Origin of the sequence: Streptomyces sp. NPDC048659 (assembly GCF_040650575.1) — a bacterium.
Lineage (GTDB): Bacteria > Actinomycetota > Actinomycetes > Streptomycetales > Streptomycetaceae > Streptomyces.
Genome location: NZ_JBEZHM010000016.1, coordinates 59,691 through 83,962 on the forward strand (window position 1 = coordinate 59,691; position 24,272 = coordinate 83,962).

The window sequence follows — 24,272 nt, forward strand, 5'->3', positions numbered from 1 at the left end:
CGTAAGGGGGTTCGGACCGGGCGGTCAGACGCGCTCGACGATGGTGGCGATGCCCATGCCGCCGCCGACGCAGAGGGTGGCGAGGCCGTAGCGCTTGTCCTGCCGCTCCAGCTCGTCGACGAGGGTGCCGAGGATGATCGCGCCGGTGGCGCCGAGCGGGTGGCCGAGCGCGATGGCGCCGCCGTTGACGTTGACCTTGTCGAGGGAGACGCCCATGTCCTTGACGAAGCGCAGGACGACGGCGGCGAACGCCTCGTTGATCTCGATCAGGTCGATGTCGTCGATGGTCAGACCGGCCTTGGCGAGCGCCTTGCGGGTGGCGGGGGCGGGTCCGGTGAGCATGATGGTCGGCTCGGAGCCGGAGACGGCGGCGGAGACGATCCGGGCGCGGGGCGTCAGCCCGTAGCGCTCGCCGACCGCCTGGGAGCCGATGGCGACGAGGGAGGCGCCGTCGACGATGCCGGAGGAGTTGCCCGCGTGGTGGACGTGGTCGATCTCCTCGATCCAGTGGTACTTCTGCAGCGCGACCGCGTCGAAGCCGCCGAGTTCGCCGATGTCCGCGAAGGAGGGCTTGAGGCGGGCGAGGGAGTCGGCGGTGGTGCCGGGGCGCGGGAACTCGTCGCGGTCGAGCACGGTGAGCCCGGCCCGGTCCTTGACGGGGACGACGGAGCGGTCGAAGCGCCCGGCCTTGATCGCGGCGGCGGCGCGCTCCTGGGAGAGGGCGGCGTACTCGTCGACGTCGCGGCGGCTGAAGCCCTCGATGGTGGCGATGAGGTCGGCGCCGATGCCCTGCGGGACGAAGTCGGTGGCCAGGTTGGTCATCGGGTCGGCGAACCAGGCGCCGCCGTCGGAGGCCATCGGCACCCGGGACATCGACTCGACGCCGCCGGCCAGGACGAGGTCCTCCCAGCCGGAGCGGATCTTCATCGCGGCCATGTTGACGGCTTCGAGACCGGAGGCGCAGAAGCGGTTCTCCTGGACACCCGCGACGGTGTCGGGGAGTCCGGCGGCGATGGCGGCGATCCGGGCGATGTCGGAGCCCTGGTCGCCGACGGGCCCGACGACGCCGAGGACGATGTCGTCGACGGCGGCCGGGTCGAGGCCGGGGAAGCGGGAGCGGATCTCGTGGATGAGGCCGACGACGAGGTCGATCGGCTTGGTGCCGTGCAGGCTGCCGTTGGCCTTGCCTCGGCCGCGCGGGGTGCGGATAGCGTCGTAGACGTACGCTTCGGTGGTCACGATGTTGCCTTTCGCATGAGGGTCAGGCGAGCAGGGAGCGGCCGATGATCTCCTTCATGATCTCGGTCGTCCCGCCGTAGATGGTCTGGATGCGGCCGTCCGTGAAGGCCCTGGCCACCGGGAATTCGCTCATGTAGCCGTATCCGCCGTGCAGTTGCAGGCAGCGGTCGGCGGTCCGCTTCTGGAGCTCGGTGGCCCACCACTTGGCCATGGAGGCGTGGACGGCGTCGAGCCCGGGGCCGCCGGGGGCCGTGTGCTCCTCGACGCAGCGGTCGACGAAGGTGCGGGTGACGGCGCACTCGGTGGCCATCTCGGCGATCTCGAAGCGGACGTGCTGGAGCTTGGCGAGCGGGCGCCCGAACGCCTCGCGCTCCTTGACGTACGCGGTGGTGAGCTCCAGGAGGTGCTCGGCGCCCGCGATGGCGGCGACGGCGATGGCGAGCCGCTCCTGGGCGAGGTTGGTCATCAGGTGGAGGAAGGCGCCGTCGAGCTCGCCGAGCAGGTTCTCCTTGGGGACGCGGACGTCGGTGAAGAAGAGTTCGGCGGTGTCCTGGGCCTTCTGGCCGATCTTGTCGAGGTTGCGGCCGCGCTCGAAGCCCTCCGCGCCGCGTTCGACGACGAGCAGGGAGAGGCCGTGGGCGCCGCCCTCGGGGGTGGTCTTCGCGACGACGATCACCAGGTCGGCGAGGATGCCGTTGGAGATGAAGGTCTTGGAGCCGTTGAGGATCCAGTGGTCCCCGTGGTCCTCGGCGGTGGTGCGGATGGCCTGGAGGTCGGAGCCCGCGCCGGGCTCGGTCATGGCGATGGCGGTGATCAGCCCGCCGTCGCAGAAGCCGGGCAGCCAGCGGCGCTTCTGCTCCTCGGTGGCGAGCGAGGTGAGGTAGGGGCCGATGATGTCGTTGTGCAGCCCGATGGCGAGGCCGGGGGTGCCGGCCCGGGTGAACTCCTCGGCGAGCACGACGCTGTAGCGGAAGTCGGGCTCGCCGCCGCCCCCGTACTCCTCGTCGACGGCGAGGCCGAGCAGCCCCTGCCGGCCGGCGGCCCGCCAGACCTCGCGGGAGACGACGCCGTCCTTCTCCCAGCGGTCGTAGTGCGGCAGCACCTCCTTGGCGAGGAAGGCGCGGACGGTCTCGCGGAATGCCTCGTGGTCGGCGGTGTAGAGCTGGCGCTTCATGCGGAGGGCTCCTTGGCGGCGGCGTCGTCGGCGTCGGGGGGCGGGGTGGCGCCGGTCAGCGAGGGTACGGCCCAGTCGCGGGCGACCTCGTCGGTGTCGGCGCCGGGCCGGGCGGGGCCCGTGCGGACCGTGCCGGGGGTGGCGGAGAAGCGGGGCGCGGGGGCCGGCTGGACCAGGCCGTCGTGCTCGACGAAGGTGGCGCGGGCAGCGAGGTGCGGGTGGCCCGGGGCCTCGCGCAGCGAGAGCACGGGGGCCACGCAGGCGTCGGTGCCGTCGAAGACGGCGGTCCACTCGGCGCGGGTGCGGGTGCGGAAGCGGGCGGCGACGGCCTCGCGCAGCTCGGGCCAGCGGGCGGGGTCGTTTCGGGCCTCGGCGGCCTCGCCGAGGGCGAGGATCCGGGCGAACTCCTCGTAGAAGCGCTGCTCCAGGGCGCCGACCGCCATGTGGCCGCCGTCGGAGGTCGCGTAGACGCCGTAGAAGGGGCAGCCGCCGTCGAGCAGGTTGACGCCGCGGCGGTCCTGCCAGCCGCCGGCGGCGAGCATCCCGTGGATCATCATCGCGAGGTGGGCGGCGCCGTCGACGATGGCCGCGTCCACGACCTGGCCCTCGCCGTGCTCCTGGGCGTGCCGGAGGGCGGCGAGGACGCCGACGACGAGGTAGAGGGAGCCGCCCGCGTAGTCGCCGAGCAGGTTGGCGGGGACGGTCGGCGGGCCGTCCGGGTCGGGGCCGATCATGCCGAGGGTGCCGGTGACGGCGAGGTAGGAGACGTCGTGGCCCGCGGTGTGGGCGAGCGGGCCGCTCTGGCCCCAGCCGGTCATCCGGCCGTAGACGAGCCGGGGGTTGCGGGCCAGGCAGGCGTCGGGGCCGACGCCGAGGCGCTCGGCGACGCCGGGGCGGTAGCCCTCGATGAGCACGTCGGCGCGGGCCACCAGGTCGAGCACGGTGTCGGGGCCGCCCTCGGCCTTGAGGTCCACGAGGACGGAGCGCTTGTTGCGGTGGGTGAGGTCGTAGGCGGGGTCGATGCCGAGCCCGGGTCCGCCGGGCCGGTCGACGCGGACCACGTCGGCGCCGAGGTCGGCGAGGAGCATGGCCGCGAAGGGGCCGGGGCCGATGCCCGCGAGCTCGACGACGCGGACGCCGGCGAGCGGTCCGGGGCGGGCGTGGCGCGCTGTGCTCATCAAGCCCCCAGAGGCGTGTGACAGTGATGATGTAACACCGGAGATGCTAGGAACGTGTTCCACTCGGCACAAGCCCCCGAGCCGAGCAAGCGCTTGGAAATTGCGCCCGCCGCGACTTCCGCTAGAGTCCGCCGACGACATCCGCGCCGGGGGACGGCGCGGGGCGCGGACCGAGGGGCTGGGCTGGGATGGAGACAGGGGCGGCCGGACGGCCGTACGACGTGGTCCTCTTCGGGGCGACCGGGTTCGTGGGCGGGCTCACCGCGGAGTACCTGGCCGCGCACGCCCCGGCCGGCTGCCGCTGGGCGCTGGCCGGCCGCAGCCGGGCCCGGCTCGCCGCCCTGCGCGACCGGCTCGCGAAGCGGTGGCCGCGCTGCGCCGGCCTGCCGCTGCTCGTCGCGGACTCCGGGGACCCGGACGCGCTGCGCGAACTGGCCGGATCCGCCCGGGTGGTGGCGAGCACCGTCGGCCCCTACGTCTGGTACGGCGAGGGCCTGGTGGCGGCCTGCGCGGAGGCCGGGACCGACTATCTGGACCTGACCGGCGAGACGGAGTTCGTCGACCGGATGTACGTGCGGTACGACGCCCGCGCCCGGGAGACCGGGGCGCGCCTGGTGCACGCCTGCGGCTTCGACTCCGTCCCGCACGACCTGGGCGTCTACTACACGGTGCGGCAGCTCCCGGAGGGCGTGCCGCTGCGGATCGACGGCTTCGTGCGGGCCGGGGCGGTCTTCTCGGGCGGCACCTTCGCCTCGGCGCTGACCGCCTTCGGGCGCGGGCGGCAGATCCTGGCCGCCGCCCGCGAGCGGCGGCTGCACGAGCCCCGGCTGGTGACCCGGCGGGCCCACGCGCCGCTGGGCGCGCCCCGGTTCAGCCGCGAGACCGGCACCTGGGCGCTGCCGCTGCCGACCCTCGACCCCCGGGTGGTGACCCGCTCGGCGGCGGCCCTGGAGCGGTACGGGCCGGACTTCCGCTACCGCCACTACGCCTCGGTGCGGACGCTGCCGGTGGCGCTGGGCGGCTCGGCGGCGCTGGGCGCGGGTGTGCTGGCGGCCCAACTCCCCTTCGTACGGGACTGGCTGATGGGCCGTTACGAGGCGGGGCTGGGCCCGGACGCGGAGCGGCGGGCGCGAAGCTGGTTCTCCGTGCGCTTCGTCGGCGAGGGCGGCGGGCGGCGCGTGTTCACCGAGGTGTCGGGCGGCGACCCGGGCTACGACGAGACCGCGAAGATGCTGGCCGAGGCGGCGCTCTGCCTCGCCCACGACGAGCTGCCGAAGACCTCCGGCCAGGTCACCACGGCGGTCGCGATGGGCGACGCGCTGCTCGCCCGGCTGTCGGCGGCGGGGCTGCGCTTCCGGGTGGCGCACTCGGGCTGACCGGCCCGGCCGCCCACAGGCGTCAGCGCCGCTCGGCTCAGTGCCGGACGGATCAGCGCCGCTCGGCTCAGTGCTGGACGGATCAGCGCCGCTCGGCTCAGTGCCGGACTAGGCAGAACGGGTGGCCGGCCGGGTCCGCGTAGATCCGCCAGCCCCGGTCGCCCCCGCCGTCGCCCGCGCCGTCGCCCGCGCCGTCCCCGTCGAGCCGCCAGGCCCCCAGCGCGAGCACCGCCTCGTGGGCGGCGTCCAGGTCCGTGACCCGTACGTCGAGGTGGAACTGCTGCTCGGGCGAGCCCCAGACCGGCGGCCGGTGGTCGGCCACACCCTGGAAGGCGAGCACGGGCGCGCCGGAGGCGCCGTGCAGCGTCGCCCAGGCGTCGCCGACGGCCCACTGGGGGTCGGGGCGGTTGATCTCGCCGCCGAGCAGGGCCTGATAGAACGCGGCGAGTTCCATCACGTCGGGACAGTCGAGGACCACACACTGCAGGGTGCCGAGCGCACCGGGGCTTGTCATGCCCCTCACTGTGCCGCCCGCTCCGGCGCCCCGCCTATCCGTACGCGTACTCAGGCGCCCCGGGAGTCACCCGGTCCCCGGCCCTCGGGCTCACTCCGCCGCCAGGGCGTGGGCGAGTGCCCGCCGGCACAGGGCGTCCGCGTGCCGGGTGGTCTCGGGCAGCCGGTAGCGCGGGGTGAGGCGGAGGGTGTGGGCGCAGGCGTTCGGCAGCGAGACCCGGTGGCCGACGGAGACGAAGACCGGCTTCACCCCGGCGCGGGTGCGCAGCGCGCGGCCGACCGTCTCGCCCTCGGCGACCAGGTCGGTGGCGGCGCCGCGGTCGGTGCCGGGCTGCTCGTAGGTGAAGGTGAAGGGGTTCTTCGCGACGCCGATCGAGGGCAGTCCGGTGAGCACCCCGAGGTGGCTGGCGAGGCCGAAGCGGCGCGGGTGGGCCAGCCCGTAGCCGTCGCAGACCAGCAGCCCGGGGTCGGCGCCGAGCCGGTCGAGGGCGGCGAGCACCGTGGGCACCTCGCGGAAGGCGAGCAGCCCCGGCACATAGGGGAAGGAGACCCGCCCGACGGCGGTGGCCTCGGCCACCACGTCCAGGGTGCGCCCGTCCAGGACCACGGCCGCCGCGGCGACCAGGTCCCGCTCGTCGTCGTAGGCGACGTCGACGCCGGTGACGTGGCCCGTCCCGGGCTCCGGGCCGTCCTCGGCGGTCACCAGGCGTCCGCGCAGCGCCTCCTGCGCGGCCCGCGCCGCGGCCTCGTCGGCGGGCCAGCCCTCGGGAATCTCGATGATCGTCATGACTGGGCACCCTACGGTCGGGCGGGCGGGGGCGGGCGCGTAGCCTGGCGCCCATGTTCGTACTTGAACTCTCCTACACCGCCCCGGTCGAGCGGGTCGACGCGCTCCTCGACGCCCACGTCGAGTGGCTGGACGCCCAGTACGCCGCCGGGGTGTTCCTCGCCTCCGGGCGCAAGAACCCCCGCGACGGCGGCGTGATCCTGGCCGCCGGGACCGACCGCGCGCGGATCGAGGAGATCGCGGCGGCCGACCCGTTCAGCGTCGGCGGCGTCTGCGCGTACCGGATCACCGAGTTCTACGCGACGAAGACGGTGGCCGGTCTGGCGGAGTTCCGCGAGCAGCTGCCCGCGTAGCTCCCGGCGAGCGCTACCGCGCCAGGCGGGCGATCCGGCCCTGCTCGCCCGAGGCCCAGCAGCCGCCGTCGGCGGCGCAGTCGACGGTGTCGTACGAGCCGGTGTCGACCGTGCGCCAGCTGCGGCCCCCGTCGGTGCTGAGGTCGGTGCCGGTGGGCCCGACGGCCAGCGCGGCGCTCCGGGTGTGCGGGAGCCAGGCGACGCCCGAGCGGTAGGCGGGCGGCGGGGTGGCGGCGGCCGTCCAGCGGCGGCCCCCGTCGCCGGTGACGGCGGCGGCCCGCGGCGAGGGCTGGTCCTTGCGGTAGTCGCCGCCGACGGCGATGCCGTGCGCGCGGTCGCGGAAGGCGAGGCCGAAGACGCCCTTGGCGCCCTCCCCGGCGGGGATCGTGGTGTCCGTGGCGGTCCAGTTCAGGCCGCGGTCCGCGGAGTGCAGCACCCGGCCGGTGGCGCCGCCGCCGGTGGCGAGCCACACGTCCCGGGGCCCGGCGGAGACCAGGCACTGCCCGCTCGCCGCGAATCCGGCCTCGCCGGGCAGCGCGGCGGGCATCCCCTCGCTGGGCAGCACCCGCCAGGACCGGCCGCCGTCGCGGGTGGCCAGCAGGCGGTACTTCCCGTCGACCGGGTCGCTCATGGCGAGGCCGTTGTGCCGGTCGAAGAAGGTCATGCAGTCGTAGAAGGCCCGCGGGTCGGTGTTGCGGAAGGACTCGGTCCAGGTCGCGCCGCCGTCCTCGGTGCGCAGCACCCGGCTCGCCTCGCCCTCGCCGATCGCGAGGACGACGGCCCGGCGGGTGTCGAACGCCTCCACGTCACGGAACTCCAGCTCCCCCGCGCCCGGCGGCGAGACGTCTCGCCAGCTCGCGCCGCCGTCGGTGGTGCGCAGCACCGTGCCCTTGGCGCCCGCCGCCCACGCGACCGAGCGGCTGACCGCCGCCAGGCCCCGGAAGCGTGCGTCGGTGCCGGTACGGGTGAGCTGCCAGCCGCCGGAGCCGTGACCGGGCGCCGCGTGGGCCGGGGCGGCGGGGGCCGCGGGGGCCGCCTGGGCCGGGACCGCCAGGGCGAGGGCGAGGGCCGCCCCCACGAGTCCCAGCGCCGTCGTCCGTCTCTTCTTCCCCATGAGAGTCATGGCGCCGGAAGCTAGCCCACCCCGAAGATCCCGTCCAGGGTGCGTGCTCCGCCGGCCGTTCCTAGGCTGGCCCCATGACCGAACCCACGGCCGAGGAAGCGCCCCGGATCAAGGAGTACGACGGCGCGGGCGTCACCGTCACGTACGAGCCGCGCCGCTGTCTGCACGCCGCCGAGTGCGTCAAGGGCGCGCCCGGTGTCTTCGACCTGTCCCGGCGCCCCTGGATCCATCCCGACGGGGCCGCCCCCGAGGAGGTCGCCGACGTCATCCGGCGCTGCCCGTCGGGGGCGCTGCAGTACCGCGTCACCGGCGGCCCCGCCGAGACCGGCGACGTCCCGACGACGGTGCGGCGGCTGCCGGACGGGCGGCTCCTGGTCCGCGGCGACCTGCTGCTGCCCGAGGCGGGCGGCGGCGCCAGGAGCGAGACCCGGGTGGTGCTGTGCGGCTGCGGCGCCTCGGCGAACCAGCCGTACTGCGACCACTCCGGGCCCTGCGCGGACGGCCCCTGGGAGCCCGCCGAGACGGCCTGACGGACCCGGTACGGGCCGGGGCGCGGCGGGGCGGTGACACAGCTCACGTACCCCCGCAGTGCACGATCCCGGCCCGCGGTTCGTCTCTCCTGGTGTCCGGGGAGACCAGGAGAACGTAGCCGAGCGCACCAGGAGGCTGGCCGTGTCCACCGTCATCGAGCAGGCCGTGCAGGCCCGACTGGTCGCGTCCGTCCCACGGATGGAGACCGTCTCCGCCACGCTGCGCTACGACCGCGAGGACCCGTTCGCGGTGCGCATGGCGTTCCCGCCGCGCGCGACCCTGGAGGGTGTGGAGGTCTCCTGGGCCTTCGCCCGCGAGCTGCTCGCGCAGGGCGTCGAGGGGCCCGCGGGGCTGGGGGACGTGCGGCTGCGCCCGTACGGCTACGACCGGACCGTGGTGGAGTTCCACGCCCCCGAGGGGGTGGCCATGGTGCACGTCCGCACCTCCGAGCTGCGCCGCTTCCTGAAGGCGTCCCAGGTGCTGGTGCCGAGCGGCCGCGAGCGCGAGCACCTCGACTGGGACGGGGACCTCGGGCGGCTGCTGGGGGAACGCCCGTAAATCGTTTGCCGCCCTCCGTGTCCGGCCCGTAGCGTCCTGAGCGATCGTTCGATCGTCTCCGCCACCGCCCGATCGGAGTAGGCCGTTGTACGTCTGAGGTTCCGAGACACCGTGCCGCGCGTGCGCCCCGCCGCCGCGTGTGCCGTCCTCGACCTCGGCGTACGAGCGATGCTCCGCTCCGTGCTTCCCGCCCGCGCCCCGGTGTCTCCCGCGCAGTCCTCTGCCCGCATCCGCCACCGGGAGGCCCTCATGGCGTCACACCCCACCCATCCCACCTTCGTCACCTGCACGTCCCTCTCCTTCTCCTGGCCCGACGGGACCCCGGTCCTGGACGACTTCCGGCTCGCCGTCGGCCCCGGCCGGACCGGTCTGGTCGGGCTGAACGGCTCCGGGAAGTCGACCCTGCTCAAGCTGATCGCCGGGGAGCTCGCCCCGACCGCCGGCACCGTCCGGGTGGCCGGCGAGGTCGGCCACCTGCCGCAGGACCTGGTCCTCGACACCGGGCTGCGGGTGGACCGGGCGCTCGGCATCGACCGTGCCAGGGCCGCGCTGCACGCCATCGAGGCGGGCGACACGGCGGAGGCGCACTTCGCGGCCGTCGGCGACGACTGGGACGTCGAGGAGCGGGCCCGCGCCGTGCTCGACCGGCTCGGTCTCGGCCACGTCGGGCTCGACCGCACGGTCGGCGAGGTCTCCGGCGGCGAGTCGGTGCTGCTGCGGCTGGCCGCGCTGCTGCTCGCCCGGCCGGACGTGCTGCTGCTCGACGAGCCGACGAACAACCTGGACCTGTACGCCCGCCGCAGGCTGTACGAGGCCGTGGACGCCTGGCCCGGGGTGCTCCTCGTGGTCAGCCACGACCGCGAACTCCTGGAGCGGGTGGACCAGATCGCCGACCTGCGCGACGGGGAGGTCCGCTGGTACGGCGGCGCCTGGTCCGACTACCAGGCGGCGCTCGCCGCCGAGCAGGAGACGGCCGAGCGGATGGTGCGGGTCGCCGAGGCCGACGTACAGCGCCAGAAGCGGGAACTGACCGAGGCGCACGGCAAGTTGGCGCGGCGCAGGCGGTACGCGCAGAAGAGCGCCGAGAACAAGGCGGTGCCGAAGGTCGTGGCCAACACCCGCAAGGGCCAGGCCGAGGTGTCGGCGGGCAAGCACCGCCGGCTGCACGCGGAGCGGCTCGCCGAGGCGCGCACCCGGCTCGACGCGGCGGTCGAGGCGGTCCGGGACGACGACGAGATCCGGATCGAGCTGCCGTACACCGCGGTGCCGCCGGGCCGGGAGGTGCTGCTGCTGCGGGGCCTCGAACTGCGGTACGGGGCACGGGTCGCCGGGGAGTTCGAGCTGCGGGGTCCGGAGCGGGTCGCGCTGGTCGGCCGGAACGGGGCCGGGAAGACGACGCTGCTGCGGACGCTCGCGGGCGAGCTCGATCCGGTCGCGGGCGAGGCGGTGGCGCGGGTCCCGCTGCGCTTCCTTCCGCAGCGGCTCGATGTGCTGGACGACGGGCTGAGCGTGGTGGAGAACGTGGCGCGCCTCGCGCCCGGCGCGACGCCGAACGCGATCCGGGCCCGGCTGGCCCGGTTCCTGTTCCGGGGCGCCAAGGCCGACCGGGAGGTGGGCACGCTGTCGGGCGGCGAGCGTTTCCGCGCGACGCTGGCGGCGCTGCTGCTCGCCGAGCCGGCGCCGCAGCTCCTGCTGCTCGACGAGCCGACGAACAACCTGGACATGGCGTCGGTGGGGGGTCTGGCGGCGGCGCTCGACGCGTACGAGGGGGCGCTGGTCGTGGTCAGCCACGACGTGCCGTTCCTGGAGGCGCTGGGGATCACCCGCTGGCTGGAGCTCGACGGGGAGCTGCGGCCGACGACGGCCGAGGCCGTGCGGGAGGGGGTGGCGGAGGTCCTAACGGTGGAGTAACGCCCAGGACTTGGTGCCGCCGCCCGGTGTGAGGACGGGGGCGAGGCCCCAGTCGCCGCCGTGTGCCTCGACCGCCGCGGCCAGCAGCCACATGCTGCGGCTGCGGCGCTCGCGGCACGCGTCGGCCTCGTCCGGCGCGGGATGGGCCGGGTGCTGGTCGTAGAGGACGATCCGCAGCGCGTCGAACCGCCAGCGGACCCGCAGGACCATCTCGCGGTCCGGGGTGAAGCGGTACGCGGCCGAGACGAGTTCGGAGGCGGCGAGGACGGCGGTCTCGCAGAGTTCGCCGAGGCCGTGCCGGTTGACCAGGGGGCGGACGGCCTCGCGGGCCAGTCCGGCGCAGTAGGCGCCCCCGGGCAGGAGCATCGAGTAGCTGAGGTTCTCGGTGGCGGGAGGTATGGGGCCCGCCGCGGTCGCGGACGGGAGGCAACGCAGTGCGCCCTTCATCGGTTTGCTCACATTTCCTGTGCGTGTGGGGGTGCTCACACGTCGAACACGATTGCCCCGTGTGAGACTTGCGCTACCGACCGTAGCGCACAAGCGGAGCACAGTGCTACTACTTGGCGGTAGACACACACAGACGCACCAAACCGGGCCAACTCGCCGCACCCCGGCCCGGAACCGAAGGGGGACGAACGACCGTGCCGCCAAGGAGCACCCCGACCGCGCGCCAGCAGCGCCTCGGACACGAGCTGCGCAAACTGCGCGAGCAGTCGGGCATGTCGGCCCAGCAGGCCGCCGCCCTCCTGGGGGTCGACCGCACCCGCATCCCCCACATCGAGTCGGGGCGCTTCGGCATCAGCACCGAGCGGGTGCGCACCCTCGCCTTCAACTACGGCTGCCCGGACACCCACCTGATCGACCTGCTCGCCGCCATGGCGCAGGAGCGGGACCGCGGCTGGTGGGAGCAGCACCGGGGGCTGCTGCCGCCCGCCCTCATCGACATCGCCGAACTGGAGTTCCACGCCTCGGAGTTGCACACCGCAGTCACCACGCACCTGCCCGGCCTGCTGCAGACCGAGGAGCACGCGCGGGCGGTCTTCGACACGGCCGACCCGCCGCTCCCCGGGCCCGACCTGGAGGCCCGGGTGGACCTGCGGCTGCGCCGCCAGGAGGTGCTCGACCGGGACCGGCCGACGCCGTACGAGGCGGTGGTCCACGAGGCCGCGCTGCGGATGCAGTTCGGCGGCCCGAAGGTCGCGCGGGCGCAGCTGGAGTACATCCTGGAGCGCTCGGAGCGGGACACCGTCGCCGTGCGCGTCATCCCGTTCGCCGCCGGGGGTTTCCCGGGTGCGGGGCAGTCGTTCACTTATGTGTCCGCGCCGGTGCCGCAGCTCGACACCGTGCAGCTCGACTCGTCCCACGGTTCCCTACTTCTCGACACCGACATGCAACTGCGGCGCTACCGCGGCCTGTTGGAGCGGCTCCGCGGACTGGCCCTGCCCCGGTCCGCCTCCCGCGACTTCCTCCGCGCGATCGCCCAGGACCTCTGAAGGACCCCCCACCATGAACCACACCAGCCACGCCGCCGGCTCCCGGGAGATCGCCTGGAACGAGGCGTTCTGCAGCGAGGGCGCCAACTGCTTCCGGTTCGGCCTCGACGACTCGGGCCGCGCCTACATCGGTTCGACCCTGGCCCCCGACGCGTACGTCAGCGACTCGGTCGAGGCGCTGCGGGCGCTCATCTCCGCCGTGAAGGCGGGTGCCGCCGACCATCTGCTCTGAGTAGCCGCGCCGCGGCGGGTGGCGGGCCCGGCCCCCGTGACCTGGGATTCCCTCCCGCTGCCGGCCCCCGGGCATGACGGAACGTGACGGCCCGCCTCCGGGAGGGGCTTGGCCACCCCCTTATGAGGGCTTTAACCTACGGTCTCGTAACCTACGAGTCCGTAGGTAGTTCCGTATGCCCCCTCTCCGTCCCCAGGAGTCCCCGTGACGCTCACTTCTCCCCACCTCGGCAGCTCGACAGGGTGGACCGACGCACGGCTCCTGTTCGCCCTGGAGGAGGTCGTCGAGAAGGAGCTCAACCGGCACCTGAAGGTCACCAAGGACTGGATGCCGCACGACTACGTGCCCTGGTCCGACGCGCGGAACTTCCCGGGCTTCTTCGAGGACGGCGAGGCGTGGGACCGCTCGCAGTCCAAGGTCACCGACATCGGCCGGATCGCCCTCGTGGTCAACCTGCTCACCGAGGACAACCTGCCCAGCTACCACCACGAGATCGCCAGCCTCTTCGGCCGCGACGGCGCCTGGGGCACCTGGGTGCACCGCTGGACCGCCGAGGAGGGCCGGCACGGCATCGTGATGCGGGACTACCTGCTGGCCTCGCGCGCGGTCGACCCGGACGAGCTGGAGCGCTTCCGGATGGCGCACATGAGCGAGGGCTTCGAGTCCGACAACCGCCACTCGATGCTGCACTCGGTGGCGTACGTGGCCTTCCAGGAGCTCGCCACCCGCATCTCGCACCGCAACACCGGCCACCAGTCCGGCGACCCCGTCTGCGACCGGATGCTGGCCCGCATCGCGCTCGACGAGAACCTGCACATGGTCTTCTACCGCAACCTGCTGGGCGCGGCCTTCGAGCTCGCCCCCGACCTCACCATGCAGGCCGTGCGGGACGTCGTGGTCGGCTTCCGGATGCCCGGCCACGGGATGCCCGGCTTCGAGCGGGCCGCCGCGCAGATGGCGATCGGCGAGATCTACAACCTGCGCATCCACCACGACGACGTGCTCCAGCCGGTGCTGCGCTTCCTCAAGGTCCTTCAGATCGACGGGCTCGGCCCGGAGGGGCTGAAGGCGCAGGACGAGCTCGGCCTGTACATGGACGGGCTGGACGGCGAGGCGTCCAAGTTCGACGAGCGGCTGGCGGCGCGCAAGGCGCGGATGGCGGCGCGGGCCGCGGGCTGAGCCCTCCCCCGCACGGCGCCGGGCGCGGTCAGCCCCGGCGCCGCTTCAGGCTGATCCGCTCCTTCTCCGAGAGCCCGCCCCACACGCCGAAGCGCTCGTCGTGCGTCAGCGCGTACTCCAGGCACGCCGCGCGGCCCGGGCACGCCCCGCACAGCTGCTTCGCCTCGCGGGTCGAGGACCCGGGGGCCGGGAAGAAGAACTCCGGTCCGGCCTGGGCGCACAGGGCGTCCTCCTGCCAGGAGAGGTCCGCCCCCACCAGGGTCGTCGGGGCGAAGGGCATCGTGTCGGTCTGCATGGACAGAGACTCGCGCGGCGGCCTAAACGCGCCATCAACGTCCGATCAACGCGGCGCGCCGCCTGAGATCAACGCGGCGCGCCGAGCGCGGGCAGGACCGTTTCGGCGACCCGGTACGCCTCCTCCAGGAGCGGGTTGCCGGACAGGATGAAGGTGTCCACACCCAGCGCCCGGTACTCCCGCAGCCGGGCGACGACCTGTTCCGTGGAGCCGACCAGCGCGGTGCCGGGGCCCGGCCGGAACAGGCTCATGCCGGGCCACAGGTTGGGGTGGGTCTCCAGCTCGCGGGCGCGGGCCGGGACCCGGCCGCCGTGCTGCCGGAACTGGCGCTGCCAGCCCACCCCGTCCTCGCCGGCGCGCTCGCCGAGCTGCCGGGCGTAGGTCGCCTCGCTGGTGACGTCGAGCAGCCGGTCGGCCGCCGCCCACGCCTCCGCCTCCGTGTCCCGGACGATCACGTGGAGCCGCAGCCCGATCCGCAGGGTGCGGCCGTACGCGGCGGCGCGCGCCCGGACGTGGTCCAGCTTCTCCTTCAGCGGGCCGGGCGGCTCGCCCCAGGTCAGGTAGACGTCGACGTGCTCGGCGGCCATCTCGACACCGGCCGCCGAGGAACCGCCGAACCAGAGCGGCACGTGCGGCGTCTGCACCGGCCGCAGGTCGCGCAGCGAGGCGCCCGCGTCCTTCAGCTCGTAGAAACGGCCCTTGTGGTCGAAGACCTCGCCCGCGGTGAGCCGCTTCACGATCGACCAGTACTCGGCGCTCAGCGCGTACCGCTCGTCGTGCTCCACGTGCAGCCCGTACTCCTGGAGCGCCCGGGTCGAGCCGTTGACCACGTTGAACCGCAGCCGCCCGCCGAAGAGGTGGTCGAAGGTGAGCGCCATCTTGGCCAGCAGGGTCGGCGAGATGAGGCCGGGGTGGACGGCGAGCAGCGGCCGGAAGCCGGGGCCGGTGGCCGCGGCCAGCGCGCTGCCGAGCGGCCACACGTCGTGCAGGTCGGTGGCGAGCAGGGCGCCGCTGAAGCCGAGCCGCTCGACGGAGGCGGCCAGGTGCTGGAGGTAGCCGAGGTCGACCGGGCGGCGGCCCGCGGGCTCCCAGGGGTAGGCGCCCTCGCGCGGGATGACGTACCAGAGGACCTCGGGCGGGGCGTCGGGGCCGGTGGGGCCGGCGGTGCTGATGGTGCTCATGCGGGGCGGGCCTCTCGGGGCAGGGCGTCGGCGACGGTGACGGGGCGGGCGGTGAAGCCGGTGCGGTGGAAGATGTCGGCGGCGGTCTGCTGCTCGGCGAGGAACTCCGCGGACACCTCCTCGATCTCCCAGGGCAGGGCGCGCAGCGCGGTCTCCCAGTCCTCGGCGGAGCCGCCCAGCTCGGCGGCGGTGACCTCGGCGGCCTCGCGCGGGTGGGCGGCGGCCCAGGTGTCGGCCCGGCGCAGCGCCCGGGTGAGGGCCTCGACCAGCTCGGGGCGCTGTTCGGCCAGGTCGCGGCGGGTGAAGAAGACGGAGCGGTCGGAGATGACGTCGCCGGTGGGGATCAGCACCCGCAGTCCGCCGGTGCGGCGGGCCGCGGCGAGCCGGTCGCCCTGGGCGACCCAGGCGGTGATCGCGCCGGAGCGCAGCAGCTCCTCGCTGGTGGCGTCGGCGCGGACGGCGGTGATGTCGGTGGCGTACGAGAGGCCCGCGTCGTCCAGGGCCTTGGCCACCAGGTGGGTCTGCCAGGAGCCGACGGCGAGGTGGACGGTGCCGCCCTTCAGGTCGGCGACGGTCCGCACGGGCCCGTCGGCGGCGACGAGGAGGGCGCCGTGGCCGGGGCGGGGCGCGGAGACGGCGGTGTAGACGATGTCGTGGCCCTCGGCCTGGGCGGTGACCGGCGGGGTGGAGCCGGTGCCGCCGAAGTCGATGGTCCCGGCGGCGAGATGGGCGCCGGTGCGGACCCCGTCGGTGTACGGGTGCCAGGCCGCGGTCTCGCCGAGCGCGGCCAGCTCCTCCTCGGCGTAGCCGAGCCGGGAGAGGTGGAGGAGGGTGGGGTTGCTGCTGTGGACGCCGATGGTGACGGTCATGCGGAGAGCTCCGTTTCGAGCGGGGTACGGGCGGGGGCGGGGCCGGAGGCGGGTGCGGGGCCGGGCCCGGGGGCGGGGTCGGGGGCGGGGACGCCGAGGTCCGCGAGGAGGCGGCGGCGCAGGGCGGTGAAGGCGGGGTCGCCGGGGTCGCGGGGCCGGGCGACGGTGACGCGCTCGTCGGTGACGAGCCGCCCCTCGCGCAGCACGGCCACCCGGTCGGCCAGCCGGACGGCCTCGTCGACGTCGTGGGTGACGAGCAGCACGGCGGGCCGGTGGAGCCGGCACAACTCGCCGACCAGGTCCTGCATCCGCAGCCGGGTCAGCGCGTCGAGCGCGGCGAACGGCTCGTCGAGCAGCAGGAGTTCGGGCTCGCGGACCAGGGCGCGGGCGAGCGCGGCGCGCTGCGCCTCGCCGCCGGAGAGGGTGGCGGGCCAGGCGTCCGCGTGGCGTTCCAGGCCGACCTCGGCGAGGGCCCGCAGCCCGGTCTCCCGGGTCCGGGCGCCACGCGGGAGGCCGATGGTGACGTTGGCGAGGACCCGCTTGGAGGGGATGAGCCGGGGTTCCTGGAAGACGATCGTGCGGGCGGCGGGGACGAGCGCCTCTCCCCCGTCGGCGCCGTCGAGGGCGCCGAGGATGCGCAGCAGGGTGGTCTTCCCGCTGCCGCTGGCGCCGAGGAGGGCGACGAACTCGCCCCGTGCGATGGTCAGTTCGAGGCCGTCCAGGACGGGTCGGCCGCCGAAGACGCGGCGCAGGCCCCGGACGCGTACGGCGTCGCTCATCGGGGACCCCCGCCGCCCGGGCCGGCCGTGCGCCAGGGCATCAGCACCCGTTCCAGGCCGCGCACGAGGACGTCGGCGGTGAGGCCGAGCAGCCCGTAGACGAGGATGCAGACGGCGAGGATGTCGGTGCGGGCGTAGCTCTGCGCCTGGGACATCAGATAGCCGATCCCTTCGGTGGCGTTGATCTCCTCGGCGGCGATGAGCGCGATGACGCTGAGGGTCATCGCGAGCCGCAGCCCGGCGAGCAGCGAGGGCAGCGCGCCGGGCAGCACGACCTGCCGGACGATGGCGAGCCGGCCGAGCCCGAAGGCGCGCATCGCCTCGACGAGCCGCTGGTCGGTGGCGCGGACGCCGCCCGCGGTGGAGACGTACATGGGGAAGGTGGTGGCGACCGCGATGAGCAGGATCTTCGCGGTCTCGTTGATCCCGAACCAGACCATGAAGAGCGGGACCAGGGAGAGGAAGGGGATGGTCCGCAGGGTCTGGAGGGAGGAGTCGAGGAGCTCGTCGCCGAGCCGGGTGAAGCCGGTGACCACGCCGAGGGTGAGCCCGGCCACCAGCCCGAGGGCGAGGCCGATGCCGGAGCGGGTGAGAGAGGTCGCGAGCGCGTCGGGCAACTGCCCGTTGCCCCACAGCTCCCCCACCGCGTCCAGCACCTGGGCGGGCGAGGCGAGCACGTCGGGGGTGAGGGCGCCGGTCGCGGAGGCGGTCCACCACAGGGCGAGCAGGGCGACCGGGCCGAGGGCGCGGACGACGAGGGTGTACGTACGGGAGCGGGCGCGGCGCGCGAGGGGTTTCGGCCGGACCAGCGGGGGCGGGGCGGCGGGCGGCGACGCCGGGGCGGCGGTCACGAGAGCTTCTCGACGTCGAGGAGGTGGGCGGCGATGTCGACGGTGGCGGGGGTGACCTTCTGCTCGGCGTAGAAGCGGGCGACCTCCTGGAAGCGCCGGACGTCCTCGGGGCCGATGGGGTCGACGGTGCCGGCCTTGGCGGTGAAGCCGATCTGGACCTCGCGGGCGCGGCCGGTGACGGCGGTGGGGCCCGCGTCGGTGAAGACGTTGAGGTAGGCGGCCGGGTCCCGGCGCTCGTCGGCGCTCTTCGCGTGGAGGTAGGTGTAGAGGGCCTTCACGACCTCGGGGTGGGCGTCGGCGAAGCCCTTGCGGACGGCGTTGAGGCTGTAGTTGTCGGAGCCGATGGCGGCGCCGTCGGCGACGAAGCGGGCCTTGCCGGTGCCGAGTTCGGCGACGGCGTAGGTGGACCAGACGGCCCAGGCGTCGACCTGGCCGGCGTTGAGGACGGCGGCGGTCTGGTCGGGCCGGAGGTAGACCCGCTCGACCCGGTCGGCCGGCACCCCGGCCTTGGCGAGGGCCTTGAGCAGCAGGTACTCGCCGGTGCCGCCCTTGTTGACGGCGACCTTCCGCCCGGCGAGGTCGGCGACCGAGTCGATGCCGGAGCCCTCGCGGACCAGGATGCCCTCGCCGACGGGGTCGGGGTCGGTCGCGGTGAAGAAGACGAAGCCGGGGCTCTGGGAGAGCGAGGTGATGCCGGAGGTGATGGAGCCGGTGGCGATGTCGAGCCGGTCGGCGTTCATGGCCTGCGCGGCCGGGGCGAAGGGCCCGGCGCTGCCGGTCCAGGCGACCTTGGCGTGCACCTTGGCGAGGGCCTTGTCGAGGCTGCCGTCCTTCTTGCCCCGGGCCAGCACGCCGGAGTTGCCGGGGTCCGGGATGCGGACGGTGACGCTCCCCTTCCCGGCCGTGTCGGCGGCGGGGTCACCGGAGCAGGCGGCGAGCGCGGGCAGGGCGACGAGGACCGCGAGGGCGGCGAGGACACGGGGCGGGCGCATGGCGGGGGTCCTTCGGGGCGGGGAGGGACGGGCGGGGGCGGATGGGGTGAGCGGGGCGGGCGGGTTGGGTGGGGTGGACGGGACGGGGGCGGCGGGGCGTCCGGCGGCGGGCCGGAGGGGCGCGGGGGGCACGGGGGTCACGGCCGGGGCGGGGACGGTACGGGTACGGGGGCGGGGTCCGCGTAGTCCGGGGCGGGGTGCCCGTACGCCGGGGCGCCCTCGGGGGCCGGGGCGGCGTCGGCGTCGGGGGCCGTCCGGGCGGCCAGGAGGGCGGCGCGGCGCAGGGGTTCGGGGTCGGCCCAGCCCGTCACGTCCACCGGCTCGGGCAGGAAGCCGTGGCCGTGCAGGGCCTCGGCCTGCCGGGCGAGCAGGCCGAGGCGGGTCGCGGAGAGGCCGGGGTGCAGGGTGCGGTGGGTGCCCTCGCGGTAGGCCCCGGCGACGCCCTCGGGCCCGGCCCCGGTCTCGGCGCCGAGGATGCGGGCCACCTCCCCGGGCCGGTCCGCCGCCCAGTCGGCGGCGCGGAGCAGCACGGCGAGGAAGCGGTCCACCAGCTCCGGGGCGCGGTCCAGGAGGTCCTGGTGGACGGTGAGGGGGCGGGGGGTGCCGTTGTTGACGCGGTGCGCGGGGTCGGGCAGTTCGTCGAGCTCTACGGCGACCTCGGCCCCGGCCCGGCGTGCGGCCTCCACGGCCAGGGCGCCCTTCACGTACACGGCGTCCACCTCGCCCCGCCGCAGGGCGGCGAGTTCGGCGGCCCACTGGCCGCGGTGGCCGGCGGCGTCCACGTCGACGAGGACCGTGTCCGCGAGGCCGAGCCCGGCGGAGGCGAGGGCGCCCTCAAAGCCGCGCAGGGCCATCGCCCGCCAGAAGTCGATGGCGATCGGGTGGCGGGGCAGCGCCAGCCGCCGCCCGCGCAGGTCGGCGGCCGAGCGCACCGGCGAACCGGGGGCGACCAGGACCGCCTGGCGCTCCTCGATCCAGGTCAGCCCGATCAGCCGGGTGCGTTCGCCGCGCGAACGGGCCCACAGGGCGGGCACGTTGCCGCCCTCGCGGAAGAGGCCGGGGAGGGCGTGGGTGTAGTGGGCGGCGCGGTCGGCGCCTGGGTCGGCGTCCTGGAGGGAGCGCACCGCGACGCCGTCGGCGGCGAACGCCTCGGCCAGCCAGCCTCGGTCGGCGGCGATGCCGGTGGCGGTGGGCACGGGGCAGCGGGTGAACCAGAGCGTGTCGGGCACGCGGGCAGCGGTCATGTGGGTCTTCCGTGGGACGGGGAGGGAAAGGGCGAAGGGGAGGCGGGCGTACGCGCGGGGCACGCGGCGGTCCGGGAACGGGCGCCGCCGGACGGGGCGGCGCCGGGCACGTCGGCGCGGTGCGGGAGGCGATGCGGGTGCGATGCGGGCGCGGTGCGACGCGGTGGGGCGAGGAGCGGGTGGGACGGCGGCGGGGCCGTCGGAGCCGTGCCGGACCGGCGGTCCGGAGCCCGCGGGGCCGCCCGGCCGCCCGTGCCGGGATCAGCGACAGGCGGTGGCGGTGACGCGGGCCAGGTCTATGTGACGGCGCCGGGTGAGGGCCGCGGCAGCGGGCGGGACGGCGCGACGGCGTGCGGTCACGGCGGTCATGGCGGTGACGGTGGTCATGGCGGTCCTGCTCCCTTCCCGGCCGGTGCGCCGCGGTGGATCGCGGCGGCGTTGGCCGGAACCTTGCCACGGACGGTCGGCCGCCTTCAACTCCGCTCCCACGATGTGGGATCGCACATGAACGGCATGTTTCCGACCTCGTCCGACCGCTGTTTCGGCTCCCGCCATGTGGGAGCGTGGGAGCCCGCCAGAGCGGTCGGCAGCAGTCGGCGGCGACCGGCGGCGATCGGCGCAGCATTCGGCGAGGGGGAGCGAACCACACATGACCACCGAGGCCGGCCCGGTCCGCGCACCGGCCGGGGCCCAGGCGGTGCGCCGGGCCCTGGACGTCCTGCACTGCTTCCACGACAACGGCCCCGACCTCAGCGCCTCGGACCTGGCACGGCGGCTCGGCCTGTCCACCTCGACCGCGCACCGGCTGGCCCGGACGCTGCTGGGGGCGGGCTTCCTGGAGCAGGACGCCCGCACGGCCCGCTACCGGCTCGGCCCCGCCGTCACGGAGCTCGGCAGGCTCTCGTACCACCAGCGCGGGCTGCACCTGGCGGCGCCGGAGCTGGGCGATCTGGCGGCGCGGACCGGCGCCACCGCCGATCTGGCGCTGCGCAGCGGCGCGTACGCGGTGATCGTGGCGGGCGGTTCGGTGACGCCGAAGGTGGGGCTGCGCCGCCCGCTGCACTCGACGGCGCTCGGGAAGGTGCTGCTCGCCTGGCCCCGAGCGGGCGAGGGCGGGCCGCAGGCGCTCCCGCCGCTGTATGCCTTCACCGAGCGGACCATCGTCGAACCCGGGCTGCTCGCGGGCGAGTTGGCGCGGGTGCGGGAGCAGGGGTACGCGCTCAACGACGGCGAGTCGGCGCTCGGGGTGCGGACCGTCGCGGTGCCGGTGCTGGAACGGGCCGGGCACGCGCGCTTCGCGCTCGCGGTGCGCGGGACGCCGTCGCTGGTCACCGACGCGCGGCTGGAGTGGTTCCTGACGCAGGCGCGGTCGTGCGCCCGCGCGCTGGAGGTGCTGCTGCTGGCACCGGGCGAGCGGCGCCTCCCGGAGGGGTGAGGGGCCCCGGAGGCGCGTCCGGACGCCCGGCTCGGCCCGCCGCGAGAGTGTCCGCACGATCGTGCGGACAGTACGATGGGGGCATGACCGGCACCACCAGGACCGACGGGCGCGTCGAGCGCGGCAACCAGACCCGGCGGCTCGTGCTGGGCCGCACGATGGACATCGCCTCGGTCGAGGGCCTGGAGGGCCTGTCGCTGGGGCGGATCGCGACCGAGCTCAAGCTGAGCAAGAGCGGCGTCTTCGCGCTGTTCGGCTCCAAGGAGGAGCTCCAGCTCGCGACCGTACGGGCCGCCGCCGCCGTCTTCGCCCGCCGGGTGGTCACCCCGCTCGACGGGCTGCAGCCCGGTCCGGGCCGGGTGTGGGCGCTCTGCCGTAACTGGCTCGCCTACTCCGCCGAGCGCGTCTTCGCGGGCGGCTGCTTCTTCTACGCGGTCTCCGCCGAGTTCGACGCCCGCACGGGCCCGGTCCACGACGCGATCGCGCGGGCGCGCGCCGACTGGAACACCTACGTGGAGGAGCAGATCGAGGAGGCCCGGCGGGCCGGCGGGATGCTCACGGACGTGGACGCCCCGCAGCTCGCGTTCGAGATCATCGCCCTGATGGAGTCGGCCAACGCCCAGTCCGTGCTGCTCGCCGACCCCTCGGCGTACGAGCGGGCCGAGCGCGGCATCGCCCGCCGCCTGCGGGCCGAGGCGACGGACGGGGCGCGGGACCAGGTGCCCGCCCCCGGGGCCTGAGGAGCGGCCGGACCCGAGGGGCGACGGACTCAGCGCGAGCCGGCGGCGAGCCGCGGGGCGTCCAGGACTTCGGCGGCCTCGGCGGCCCCCGGACCGACCGGAGCCGGAGCGCCGCCGGGCGCCTTGACCGGCGCCTCGGTCGGCGTCGCGACCGGTGCCGCGACCGGTGCCGCGACGAACTCGACCACCTGGGCGACGATCTGAGGATCGGTCAGGATCCTCGCGTGCCCGAGCCCTTGGGTGACGACGAGCCGGGCCCGGTCGCCGTGCGCGGCCCGGATGGCGTGCGCGTGGGCGAGCGGGACCAGCGTGTCCGCCTCGTCATGGAGGAGCAGCAGGGGCGCGCCCAGGTCCTCCGGGCGCCAGGAGGCGTCGAAGTGCCCCCAGACACCGGGCTCCTCGGGCGCGAGCACCCGCTCCACGTGCCGCCGCATCACGCGGAGCGCGCGCTCGCCGAAGCCGGTCATGCCCCGGAAGGAGGCGGTGAGCAGGGCGAAGGAGCCGACACCCGAGATGCCGACGAGCCGCTTCGTCCGGACCCCGTCGCGCAGCGCGAAGAGGGCGGCGGCGACGCCGAAGGAGTGCGCGACGACGGCCTCGAAGTCGCCGTGCCTGGTGTGCAGGCGCCGGATGATCTCGCGGTATTCGAGGATGTTGCTCGACCGGCCGGCCGCCTCGCCGCTGCCGGGGGTGTCGAATGCGACCGGGCTGTAGCCGCGCGCGAGCAGCGCCTCGACGAGGGCGTGGAGGCGTGAGGCGCGAGAGGTCCAGCCGTGGATCAGCAGGACCGGCCGCTCGCCGTCGCCCCAGGCGTACACGACGGTCTCCTTGCCCGGCCCGACCCCGGCGCCCGAGAGCGGTATGCGCTCCACGCGCGCGGTGGCCATCAGCGGCTCCTCGGCCGGCTTGAGGCGGACCCGCGCGAGGGGGCGGACGAAGAAGTGGAAGACGGCCCGCCCGGTGGGTCCGGGGGCCACGTACGCGGTGGCGTTCAGGGTGGTGCTCGTAGCGCGGACCAGCAGAGCCTTGGCTGACATCCGGATCCCGTCCCCTCGATCGTTCTCGTTCGCACTGCACTCGACCCAAAAATGCTAGCACGATCGTTCGTACAGTTTCAGAACCAAGCGATCGATCTCCCCCCCCTCTCCCCCGTCACTCCTCGCTCTTCTTCGCCCGGCTCGGCTGGACCCGCTTCGGCTCGCCCGGCATCTTCGGGTACTCCGGCGGATAGGGCAGGTCGCCCAGCCCGTGCTCGGCCTCGTCGCGGCGGGCGAGCTCCAGGAGCGGCTCCAGGCTGAACCGCTCGTCGTCCATGTCCGCGTGCACGTCGCCCAGTTCCGCGTACCGCTCGGGCATGGTGCGGATGTCGAAGTCCCGGGGCACGGCGTCGTCGATCTCCTCCCAGCGCAGCGGCGCGGAGACCGGGGCGTGCGGGCGGGGGCGGACGGAGTAGGCGGAGGCGATGGTGCGGTCGCGGGCGGTCTGGTTGTAGTCCACGAAGATCCGCTCGCCGCGCTCCTCCTTCCACCACTTGATCGTGACCCGGTCCGGCATCCGCCGCTCCAGCTCCCGGCCGCAGGCGATGGCGGCCCGCCGGACCTGCGTGAACGTCCACTCCGGCAGGATCGGCACGAAGACGTGCAGCCCCCGCCCGCCCGAGGTCTTCGGCCACCCGCGCAGGCCGTGCTCGTCGAGGACGGCCCGCAGCTCGTGGGCCGCGCGGACGGCGTCGGCGTAGTCGGTGCCGGGCTGCGGGTCGAGGTCGATGCGCAGCTCGTCGGGGTGGTCGGTGTCCTCCCGGCGCACCGGCCAGGGATGGAAGGTGACGGCGCCGAGGTTGGCCGCCCAGAGCACGGCGGCCGGCTCGGTCGGGCACATCTCGTCGGCCGAGCGCCCACTGGGAAAGGTGATGTGGGCCGTCGGGATCCACTCCGGGAGGTACTTGGGGGCGCGCTTCTGGAAGAACGACTCCCCGGTCACCCCGTCGGGGTAGCGCTCCAGGGTGGTGGGGCGGTCGCGCAGGGCGCGGGTGATGCCGTCGCCGACCGCGAGGTAGTAGCGGACCATGTCCAGCTTGGTGTAGCCGGGCTCGGGGAAGTACACCTTGTCCGGATGGGACACCCGTACGGTCCGGTCGCCGACTTCCAGCTCCACCGCGTCCGCCTTGCCTGCCATGGCGGTCAGCCTAGGCGGCACGGACGCAAGCCGCATATCGGCACGTGTCTACGGATATCGCCGC

27 protein-coding genes are annotated in these 24,272 nt (G+C 74.9%); 10 read left to right on the forward strand and 17 right to left on the reverse strand.

The window, feature by feature from the left end; translation table 11 throughout:
- Positions 1-24 precede the first annotated feature (24 nt).
- Genes AB0C99_RS15010 through AB0C99_RS15020 form a run of 3 tightly spaced genes read right to left on the reverse strand, consistent with a single transcriptional unit; the run spans position 25 to position 3,591 of the window.
- Entirely contained in the window at positions 25-1,239 is a 1,215-nt protein-coding gene (locus AB0C99_RS15010) for an acetyl-CoA C-acetyltransferase (RefSeq protein ID WP_362474768.1), read from the reverse strand.
- 22 nt (positions 1,240-1,261) lie between these two features.
- The gene (locus AB0C99_RS15015) at positions 1,262-2,413 is read right to left on the reverse strand and encodes an acyl-CoA dehydrogenase family protein (protein WP_362474771.1); all 1,152 of its coding nucleotides are present in this window, start codon (positions 2,411-2,413) and stop codon (positions 1,262-1,264) included.
- Positions 2,410-3,591 carry a CaiB/BaiF CoA-transferase family protein gene (locus AB0C99_RS15020; RefSeq protein WP_362474774.1) on the reverse strand — a complete coding sequence of 394 codons (1,182 nt, stop codon included), beginning with the start codon at positions 3,589-3,591 and terminating at the stop codon, positions 2,410-2,412. Before AB0C99_RS15020 ends, AB0C99_RS15015 begins: the two co-directional genes overlap by 4 nt.
- 188 nt (positions 3,592-3,779) lie before the next feature.
- Between AB0C99_RS15020 and AB0C99_RS15025 the strand changes: the two genes are divergently transcribed.
- Positions 3,780-4,967, forward strand: coding sequence for a saccharopine dehydrogenase NADP-binding domain-containing protein (locus AB0C99_RS15025; protein ID WP_362474777.1), 1,188 nt, complete (start codon positions 3,780-3,782; stop codon positions 4,965-4,967).
- Positions 4,968-5,064: 97 nt separating this feature from the next.
- On the opposite strand, the gene AB0C99_RS15030 is transcribed toward AB0C99_RS15025, so the two are convergent.
- Complete coding sequence (locus tag AB0C99_RS15030; RefSeq protein ID WP_362474779.1) at positions 5,065-5,481, reverse strand: VOC family protein; 417 nt, start codon at positions 5,479-5,481, stop codon at positions 5,065-5,067.
- Between the two features lie 90 nt (positions 5,482-5,571).
- Positions 5,572-6,267 (reverse strand): endonuclease V, encoded by a 696-nt coding sequence (locus tag AB0C99_RS15035; protein ID WP_362474782.1) that lies wholly within the window; start codon positions 6,265-6,267, stop codon positions 5,572-5,574.
- Positions 6,268-6,320: 53 nt separating this feature from the next.
- Here AB0C99_RS15035 and AB0C99_RS15040 point away from each other — a divergent pair, with 53 nt between their 5' ends.
- Positions 6,321-6,620 (forward strand): YciI family protein, encoded by a 300-nt coding sequence (locus tag AB0C99_RS15040; RefSeq protein ID WP_362474785.1) that lies wholly within the window; start codon positions 6,321-6,323, stop codon positions 6,618-6,620.
- A gap of 13 nt (positions 6,621-6,633) precedes the next feature.
- Here the strand turns inward: AB0C99_RS15040 and AB0C99_RS15045 are convergent, their stop codons facing one another.
- On the reverse strand, positions 6,634-7,743 hold the full coding sequence (locus AB0C99_RS15045; RefSeq protein WP_362474787.1) for an oxidoreductase: 1,110 nt from the start codon (positions 7,741-7,743) through the stop codon (positions 6,634-6,636).
- Between the two features lie 74 nt (positions 7,744-7,817).
- On the opposite strand from AB0C99_RS15045, the gene AB0C99_RS15050 reads away from it, so the two are divergent.
- The 3 genes from AB0C99_RS15050 (at position 7,818) to AB0C99_RS15060 (ending at position 10,743) form a co-directional block, all read left to right on the forward strand.
- Positions 7,818-8,273, forward strand: coding sequence for a (4Fe-4S)-binding protein (locus AB0C99_RS15050; protein WP_362474790.1), 456 nt, complete (start codon positions 7,818-7,820; stop codon positions 8,271-8,273).
- Between the two features lie 142 nt (positions 8,274-8,415).
- Positions 8,416-8,832: an SsgA family sporulation/cell division regulator gene (locus tag AB0C99_RS15055; protein ID WP_362474793.1), complete on the forward strand. Its 417-nt coding sequence runs from the start codon at positions 8,416-8,418 to the stop codon at positions 8,830-8,832.
- Between the two features lie 249 nt (positions 8,833-9,081).
- Positions 9,082-10,743, forward strand: coding sequence for an ABC-F family ATP-binding cassette domain-containing protein (locus AB0C99_RS15060; protein WP_362474796.1), 1,662 nt, complete (start codon positions 9,082-9,084; stop codon positions 10,741-10,743).
- Here the strand turns inward: AB0C99_RS15060 and AB0C99_RS15065 are convergent.
- On the reverse strand, positions 10,729-11,190 hold the full coding sequence (locus AB0C99_RS15065; protein WP_362474799.1) for an ATP-binding protein: 462 nt from the start codon (positions 11,188-11,190) through the stop codon (positions 10,729-10,731). The two genes, AB0C99_RS15060 and AB0C99_RS15065, sit on opposite strands and share 15 nt — an antisense overlap.
- Before the next feature lie 194 nt (positions 11,191-11,384).
- Here AB0C99_RS15065 and AB0C99_RS15070 point away from each other — a divergent pair, with 194 nt between their 5' ends.
- From AB0C99_RS15070 to AB0C99_RS15080, 3 genes are all read left to right on the forward strand, one after another.
- The gene (locus AB0C99_RS15070) at positions 11,385-12,236 is read left to right on the forward strand and encodes a helix-turn-helix transcriptional regulator (RefSeq protein WP_362474802.1); all 852 of its coding nucleotides are present in this window, start codon (positions 11,385-11,387) and stop codon (positions 12,234-12,236) included.
- A gap of 13 nt (positions 12,237-12,249) precedes the next feature.
- Positions 12,250-12,468 (forward strand): hypothetical protein, encoded by a 219-nt coding sequence (locus AB0C99_RS15075; RefSeq protein WP_362474804.1) that lies wholly within the window; start codon positions 12,250-12,252, stop codon positions 12,466-12,468.
- A 204-nt stretch (positions 12,469-12,672) separates the two neighbouring features.
- Positions 12,673-13,647 carry an acyl-ACP desaturase gene (locus AB0C99_RS15080; RefSeq protein WP_362474807.1) on the forward strand — a complete coding sequence of 325 codons (975 nt, stop codon included), beginning with the start codon at positions 12,673-12,675 and terminating at the stop codon, positions 13,645-13,647.
- Positions 13,648-13,675: 28 nt separating this feature from the next.
- On the opposite strand, the gene AB0C99_RS15085 is transcribed toward AB0C99_RS15080, so the two are convergent.
- The 8 genes from AB0C99_RS15085 to AB0C99_RS15120 form a co-directional block, all read right to left on the reverse strand.
- Positions 13,676-13,942 (reverse strand): WhiB family transcriptional regulator, encoded by a 267-nt coding sequence (locus tag AB0C99_RS15085; protein WP_362474810.1) that lies wholly within the window; start codon positions 13,940-13,942, stop codon positions 13,676-13,678.
- Positions 13,943-14,010: 68 nt separating this feature from the next.
- Positions 14,011-15,123 (reverse strand): LLM class flavin-dependent oxidoreductase, encoded by a 1,113-nt coding sequence (locus tag AB0C99_RS15090; RefSeq protein ID WP_362474813.1) that lies wholly within the window; start codon positions 15,121-15,123, stop codon positions 14,011-14,013.
- The gene (locus tag AB0C99_RS15095; RefSeq protein ID WP_362474815.1) at positions 15,120-15,992 is read right to left on the reverse strand and encodes an ABC transporter substrate-binding protein; all 873 of its coding nucleotides are present in this window, start codon (positions 15,990-15,992) and stop codon (positions 15,120-15,122) included. The genes AB0C99_RS15090 and AB0C99_RS15095 overlap by 4 nt, the downstream gene beginning before the upstream one ends.
- Positions 15,989-16,771, reverse strand: coding sequence for an ABC transporter ATP-binding protein (locus AB0C99_RS15100; RefSeq protein WP_362474818.1), 783 nt, complete (start codon positions 16,769-16,771; stop codon positions 15,989-15,991). The genes AB0C99_RS15095 and AB0C99_RS15100 overlap by 4 nt, the downstream gene beginning before the upstream one ends.
- On the reverse strand, positions 16,768-17,622 hold the full coding sequence (locus AB0C99_RS15105) for an ABC transporter permease (RefSeq protein ID WP_362474821.1): 855 nt from the start codon (positions 17,620-17,622) through the stop codon (positions 16,768-16,770). The genes AB0C99_RS15100 and AB0C99_RS15105 overlap by 4 nt, the downstream gene beginning before the upstream one ends.
- Complete coding sequence (locus tag AB0C99_RS15110; protein ID WP_362474824.1) at positions 17,619-18,614, reverse strand: ABC transporter substrate-binding protein; 996 nt, start codon at positions 18,612-18,614, stop codon at positions 17,619-17,621. Before AB0C99_RS15110 ends, AB0C99_RS15105 begins: the two co-directional genes overlap by 4 nt.
- A gap of 137 nt (positions 18,615-18,751) precedes the next feature.
- Complete coding sequence (locus tag AB0C99_RS15115; RefSeq protein WP_362474827.1) at positions 18,752-19,858, reverse strand: ABC transporter substrate-binding protein; 1,107 nt, start codon at positions 19,856-19,858, stop codon at positions 18,752-18,754.
- Positions 19,859-20,119: 261 nt separating this feature from the next.
- Positions 20,120-20,245 (reverse strand): hypothetical protein, encoded by a 126-nt coding sequence (locus AB0C99_RS15120; RefSeq protein ID WP_362474830.1) that lies wholly within the window; start codon positions 20,243-20,245, stop codon positions 20,120-20,122.
- Between the two features lie 262 nt (positions 20,246-20,507).
- Here AB0C99_RS15120 and AB0C99_RS15125 point away from each other — a divergent pair, with 262 nt between their 5' ends.
- Entirely contained in the window at positions 20,508-21,293 is a 786-nt protein-coding gene (locus AB0C99_RS15125; protein WP_362474833.1) for an IclR family transcriptional regulator, read from the forward strand.
- 83 nt (positions 21,294-21,376) lie between these two features.
- Positions 21,377-22,033 (forward strand): TetR/AcrR family transcriptional regulator, encoded by a 657-nt coding sequence (locus tag AB0C99_RS15130; RefSeq protein ID WP_362474836.1) that lies wholly within the window; start codon positions 21,377-21,379, stop codon positions 22,031-22,033.
- A gap of 29 nt (positions 22,034-22,062) precedes the next feature.
- Here the strand turns inward: AB0C99_RS15130 and AB0C99_RS15135 are convergent, their stop codons facing one another.
- Together AB0C99_RS15135 and ligD are read right to left on the reverse strand one after the other, a co-directional pair.
- Complete coding sequence (locus AB0C99_RS15135; RefSeq protein WP_362474838.1) at positions 22,063-23,070, reverse strand: alpha/beta hydrolase; 1,008 nt, start codon at positions 23,068-23,070, stop codon at positions 22,063-22,065.
- Positions 23,071-23,185: 115 nt separating this feature from the next.
- Positions 23,186-24,208 carry a non-homologous end-joining DNA ligase gene (gene ligD, locus AB0C99_RS15140; RefSeq protein ID WP_362474841.1) on the reverse strand — a complete coding sequence of 341 codons (1,023 nt, stop codon included), beginning with the start codon at positions 24,206-24,208 and terminating at the stop codon, positions 23,186-23,188.
- Positions 24,209-24,272 lie beyond the last annotated feature (64 nt).

Excerpts from the sequence above, each read along its gene's own strand:
- AB0C99_RS15025 (WP_362474777.1), top strand. The coding sequence starts at position 3,780 with ATGGAGACAGGGGCGGCCGGACGGCCGTACGACGTGGTCCTCTTCGGG.
- AB0C99_RS15020 (WP_362474774.1), bottom strand. The coding sequence starts at position 3,591 with ATGAGCACAGCGCGCCACGCCCGCCCCGGACCGCTCGCCGGCGTCCGC.
- AB0C99_RS15110 (WP_362474824.1), bottom strand. The coding sequence starts at position 18,614 with ATGCGCCCGCCCCGTGTCCTCGCCGCCCTCGCGGTCCTCGTCGCCCTG.
- AB0C99_RS15115 (WP_362474827.1), bottom strand. The coding sequence starts at position 19,858 with ATGACCGCTGCCCGCGTGCCCGACACGCTCTGGTTCACCCGCTGCCCC.
- AB0C99_RS15135 (WP_362474838.1), bottom strand. The coding sequence starts at position 23,070 with ATGTCAGCCAAGGCTCTGCTGGTCCGCGCTACGAGCACCACCCTGAAC.
- AB0C99_RS15035 (WP_362474782.1), bottom strand. The coding sequence starts at position 6,267 with ATGACGATCATCGAGATTCCCGAGGGCTGGCCCGCCGACGAGGCCGCG.
- AB0C99_RS15060 (WP_362474796.1), top strand. The coding sequence starts at position 9,082 with ATGGCGTCACACCCCACCCATCCCACCTTCGTCACCTGCACGTCCCTC.
- AB0C99_RS15015 (WP_362474771.1), bottom strand. The coding sequence starts at position 2,413 with ATGAAGCGCCAGCTCTACACCGCCGACCACGAGGCATTCCGCGAGACC.
- AB0C99_RS15050 (WP_362474790.1), top strand. The coding sequence starts at position 7,818 with ATGACCGAACCCACGGCCGAGGAAGCGCCCCGGATCAAGGAGTACGAC.
- AB0C99_RS15100 (WP_362474818.1), bottom strand. The coding sequence starts at position 16,771 with ATGAGCGACGCCGTACGCGTCCGGGGCCTGCGCCGCGTCTTCGGCGGC.
- AB0C99_RS15085 (WP_362474810.1), bottom strand. The coding sequence starts at position 13,942 with ATGCAGACCGACACGATGCCCTTCGCCCCGACGACCCTGGTGGGGGCG.
- AB0C99_RS15095 (WP_362474815.1), bottom strand. The coding sequence starts at position 15,992 with ATGACCGTCACCATCGGCGTCCACAGCAGCAACCCCACCCTCCTCCAC.
- AB0C99_RS15075 (WP_362474804.1), top strand. The coding sequence starts at position 12,250 with ATGAACCACACCAGCCACGCCGCCGGCTCCCGGGAGATCGCCTGGAAC.
- AB0C99_RS15120 (WP_362474830.1), bottom strand. The coding sequence starts at position 20,245 with ATGACCACCGTCACCGCCATGACCGCCGTGACCGCACGCCGTCGCGCC.
- AB0C99_RS15090 (WP_362474813.1), bottom strand. The coding sequence starts at position 15,123 with ATGAGCACCATCAGCACCGCCGGCCCCACCGGCCCCGACGCCCCGCCC.
- AB0C99_RS15125 (WP_362474833.1), top strand. The coding sequence starts at position 20,508 with ATGACCACCGAGGCCGGCCCGGTCCGCGCACCGGCCGGGGCCCAGGCG.
- AB0C99_RS15065 (WP_362474799.1), bottom strand. The coding sequence starts at position 11,190 with ATGAAGGGCGCACTGCGTTGCCTCCCGTCCGCGACCGCGGCGGGCCCC.
- AB0C99_RS15130 (WP_362474836.1), top strand. The coding sequence starts at position 21,377 with ATGACCGGCACCACCAGGACCGACGGGCGCGTCGAGCGCGGCAACCAG.
- AB0C99_RS15040 (WP_362474785.1), top strand. The coding sequence starts at position 6,321 with ATGTTCGTACTTGAACTCTCCTACACCGCCCCGGTCGAGCGGGTCGAC.
- AB0C99_RS15030 (WP_362474779.1), bottom strand. The coding sequence starts at position 5,481 with ATGACAAGCCCCGGTGCGCTCGGCACCCTGCAGTGTGTGGTCCTCGAC.
- AB0C99_RS15045 (WP_362474787.1), bottom strand. The coding sequence starts at position 7,743 with ATGACTCTCATGGGGAAGAAGAGACGGACGACGGCGCTGGGACTCGTG.
- ligD (WP_362474841.1), bottom strand. The coding sequence starts at position 24,208 with ATGGCAGGCAAGGCGGACGCGGTGGAGCTGGAAGTCGGCGACCGGACC.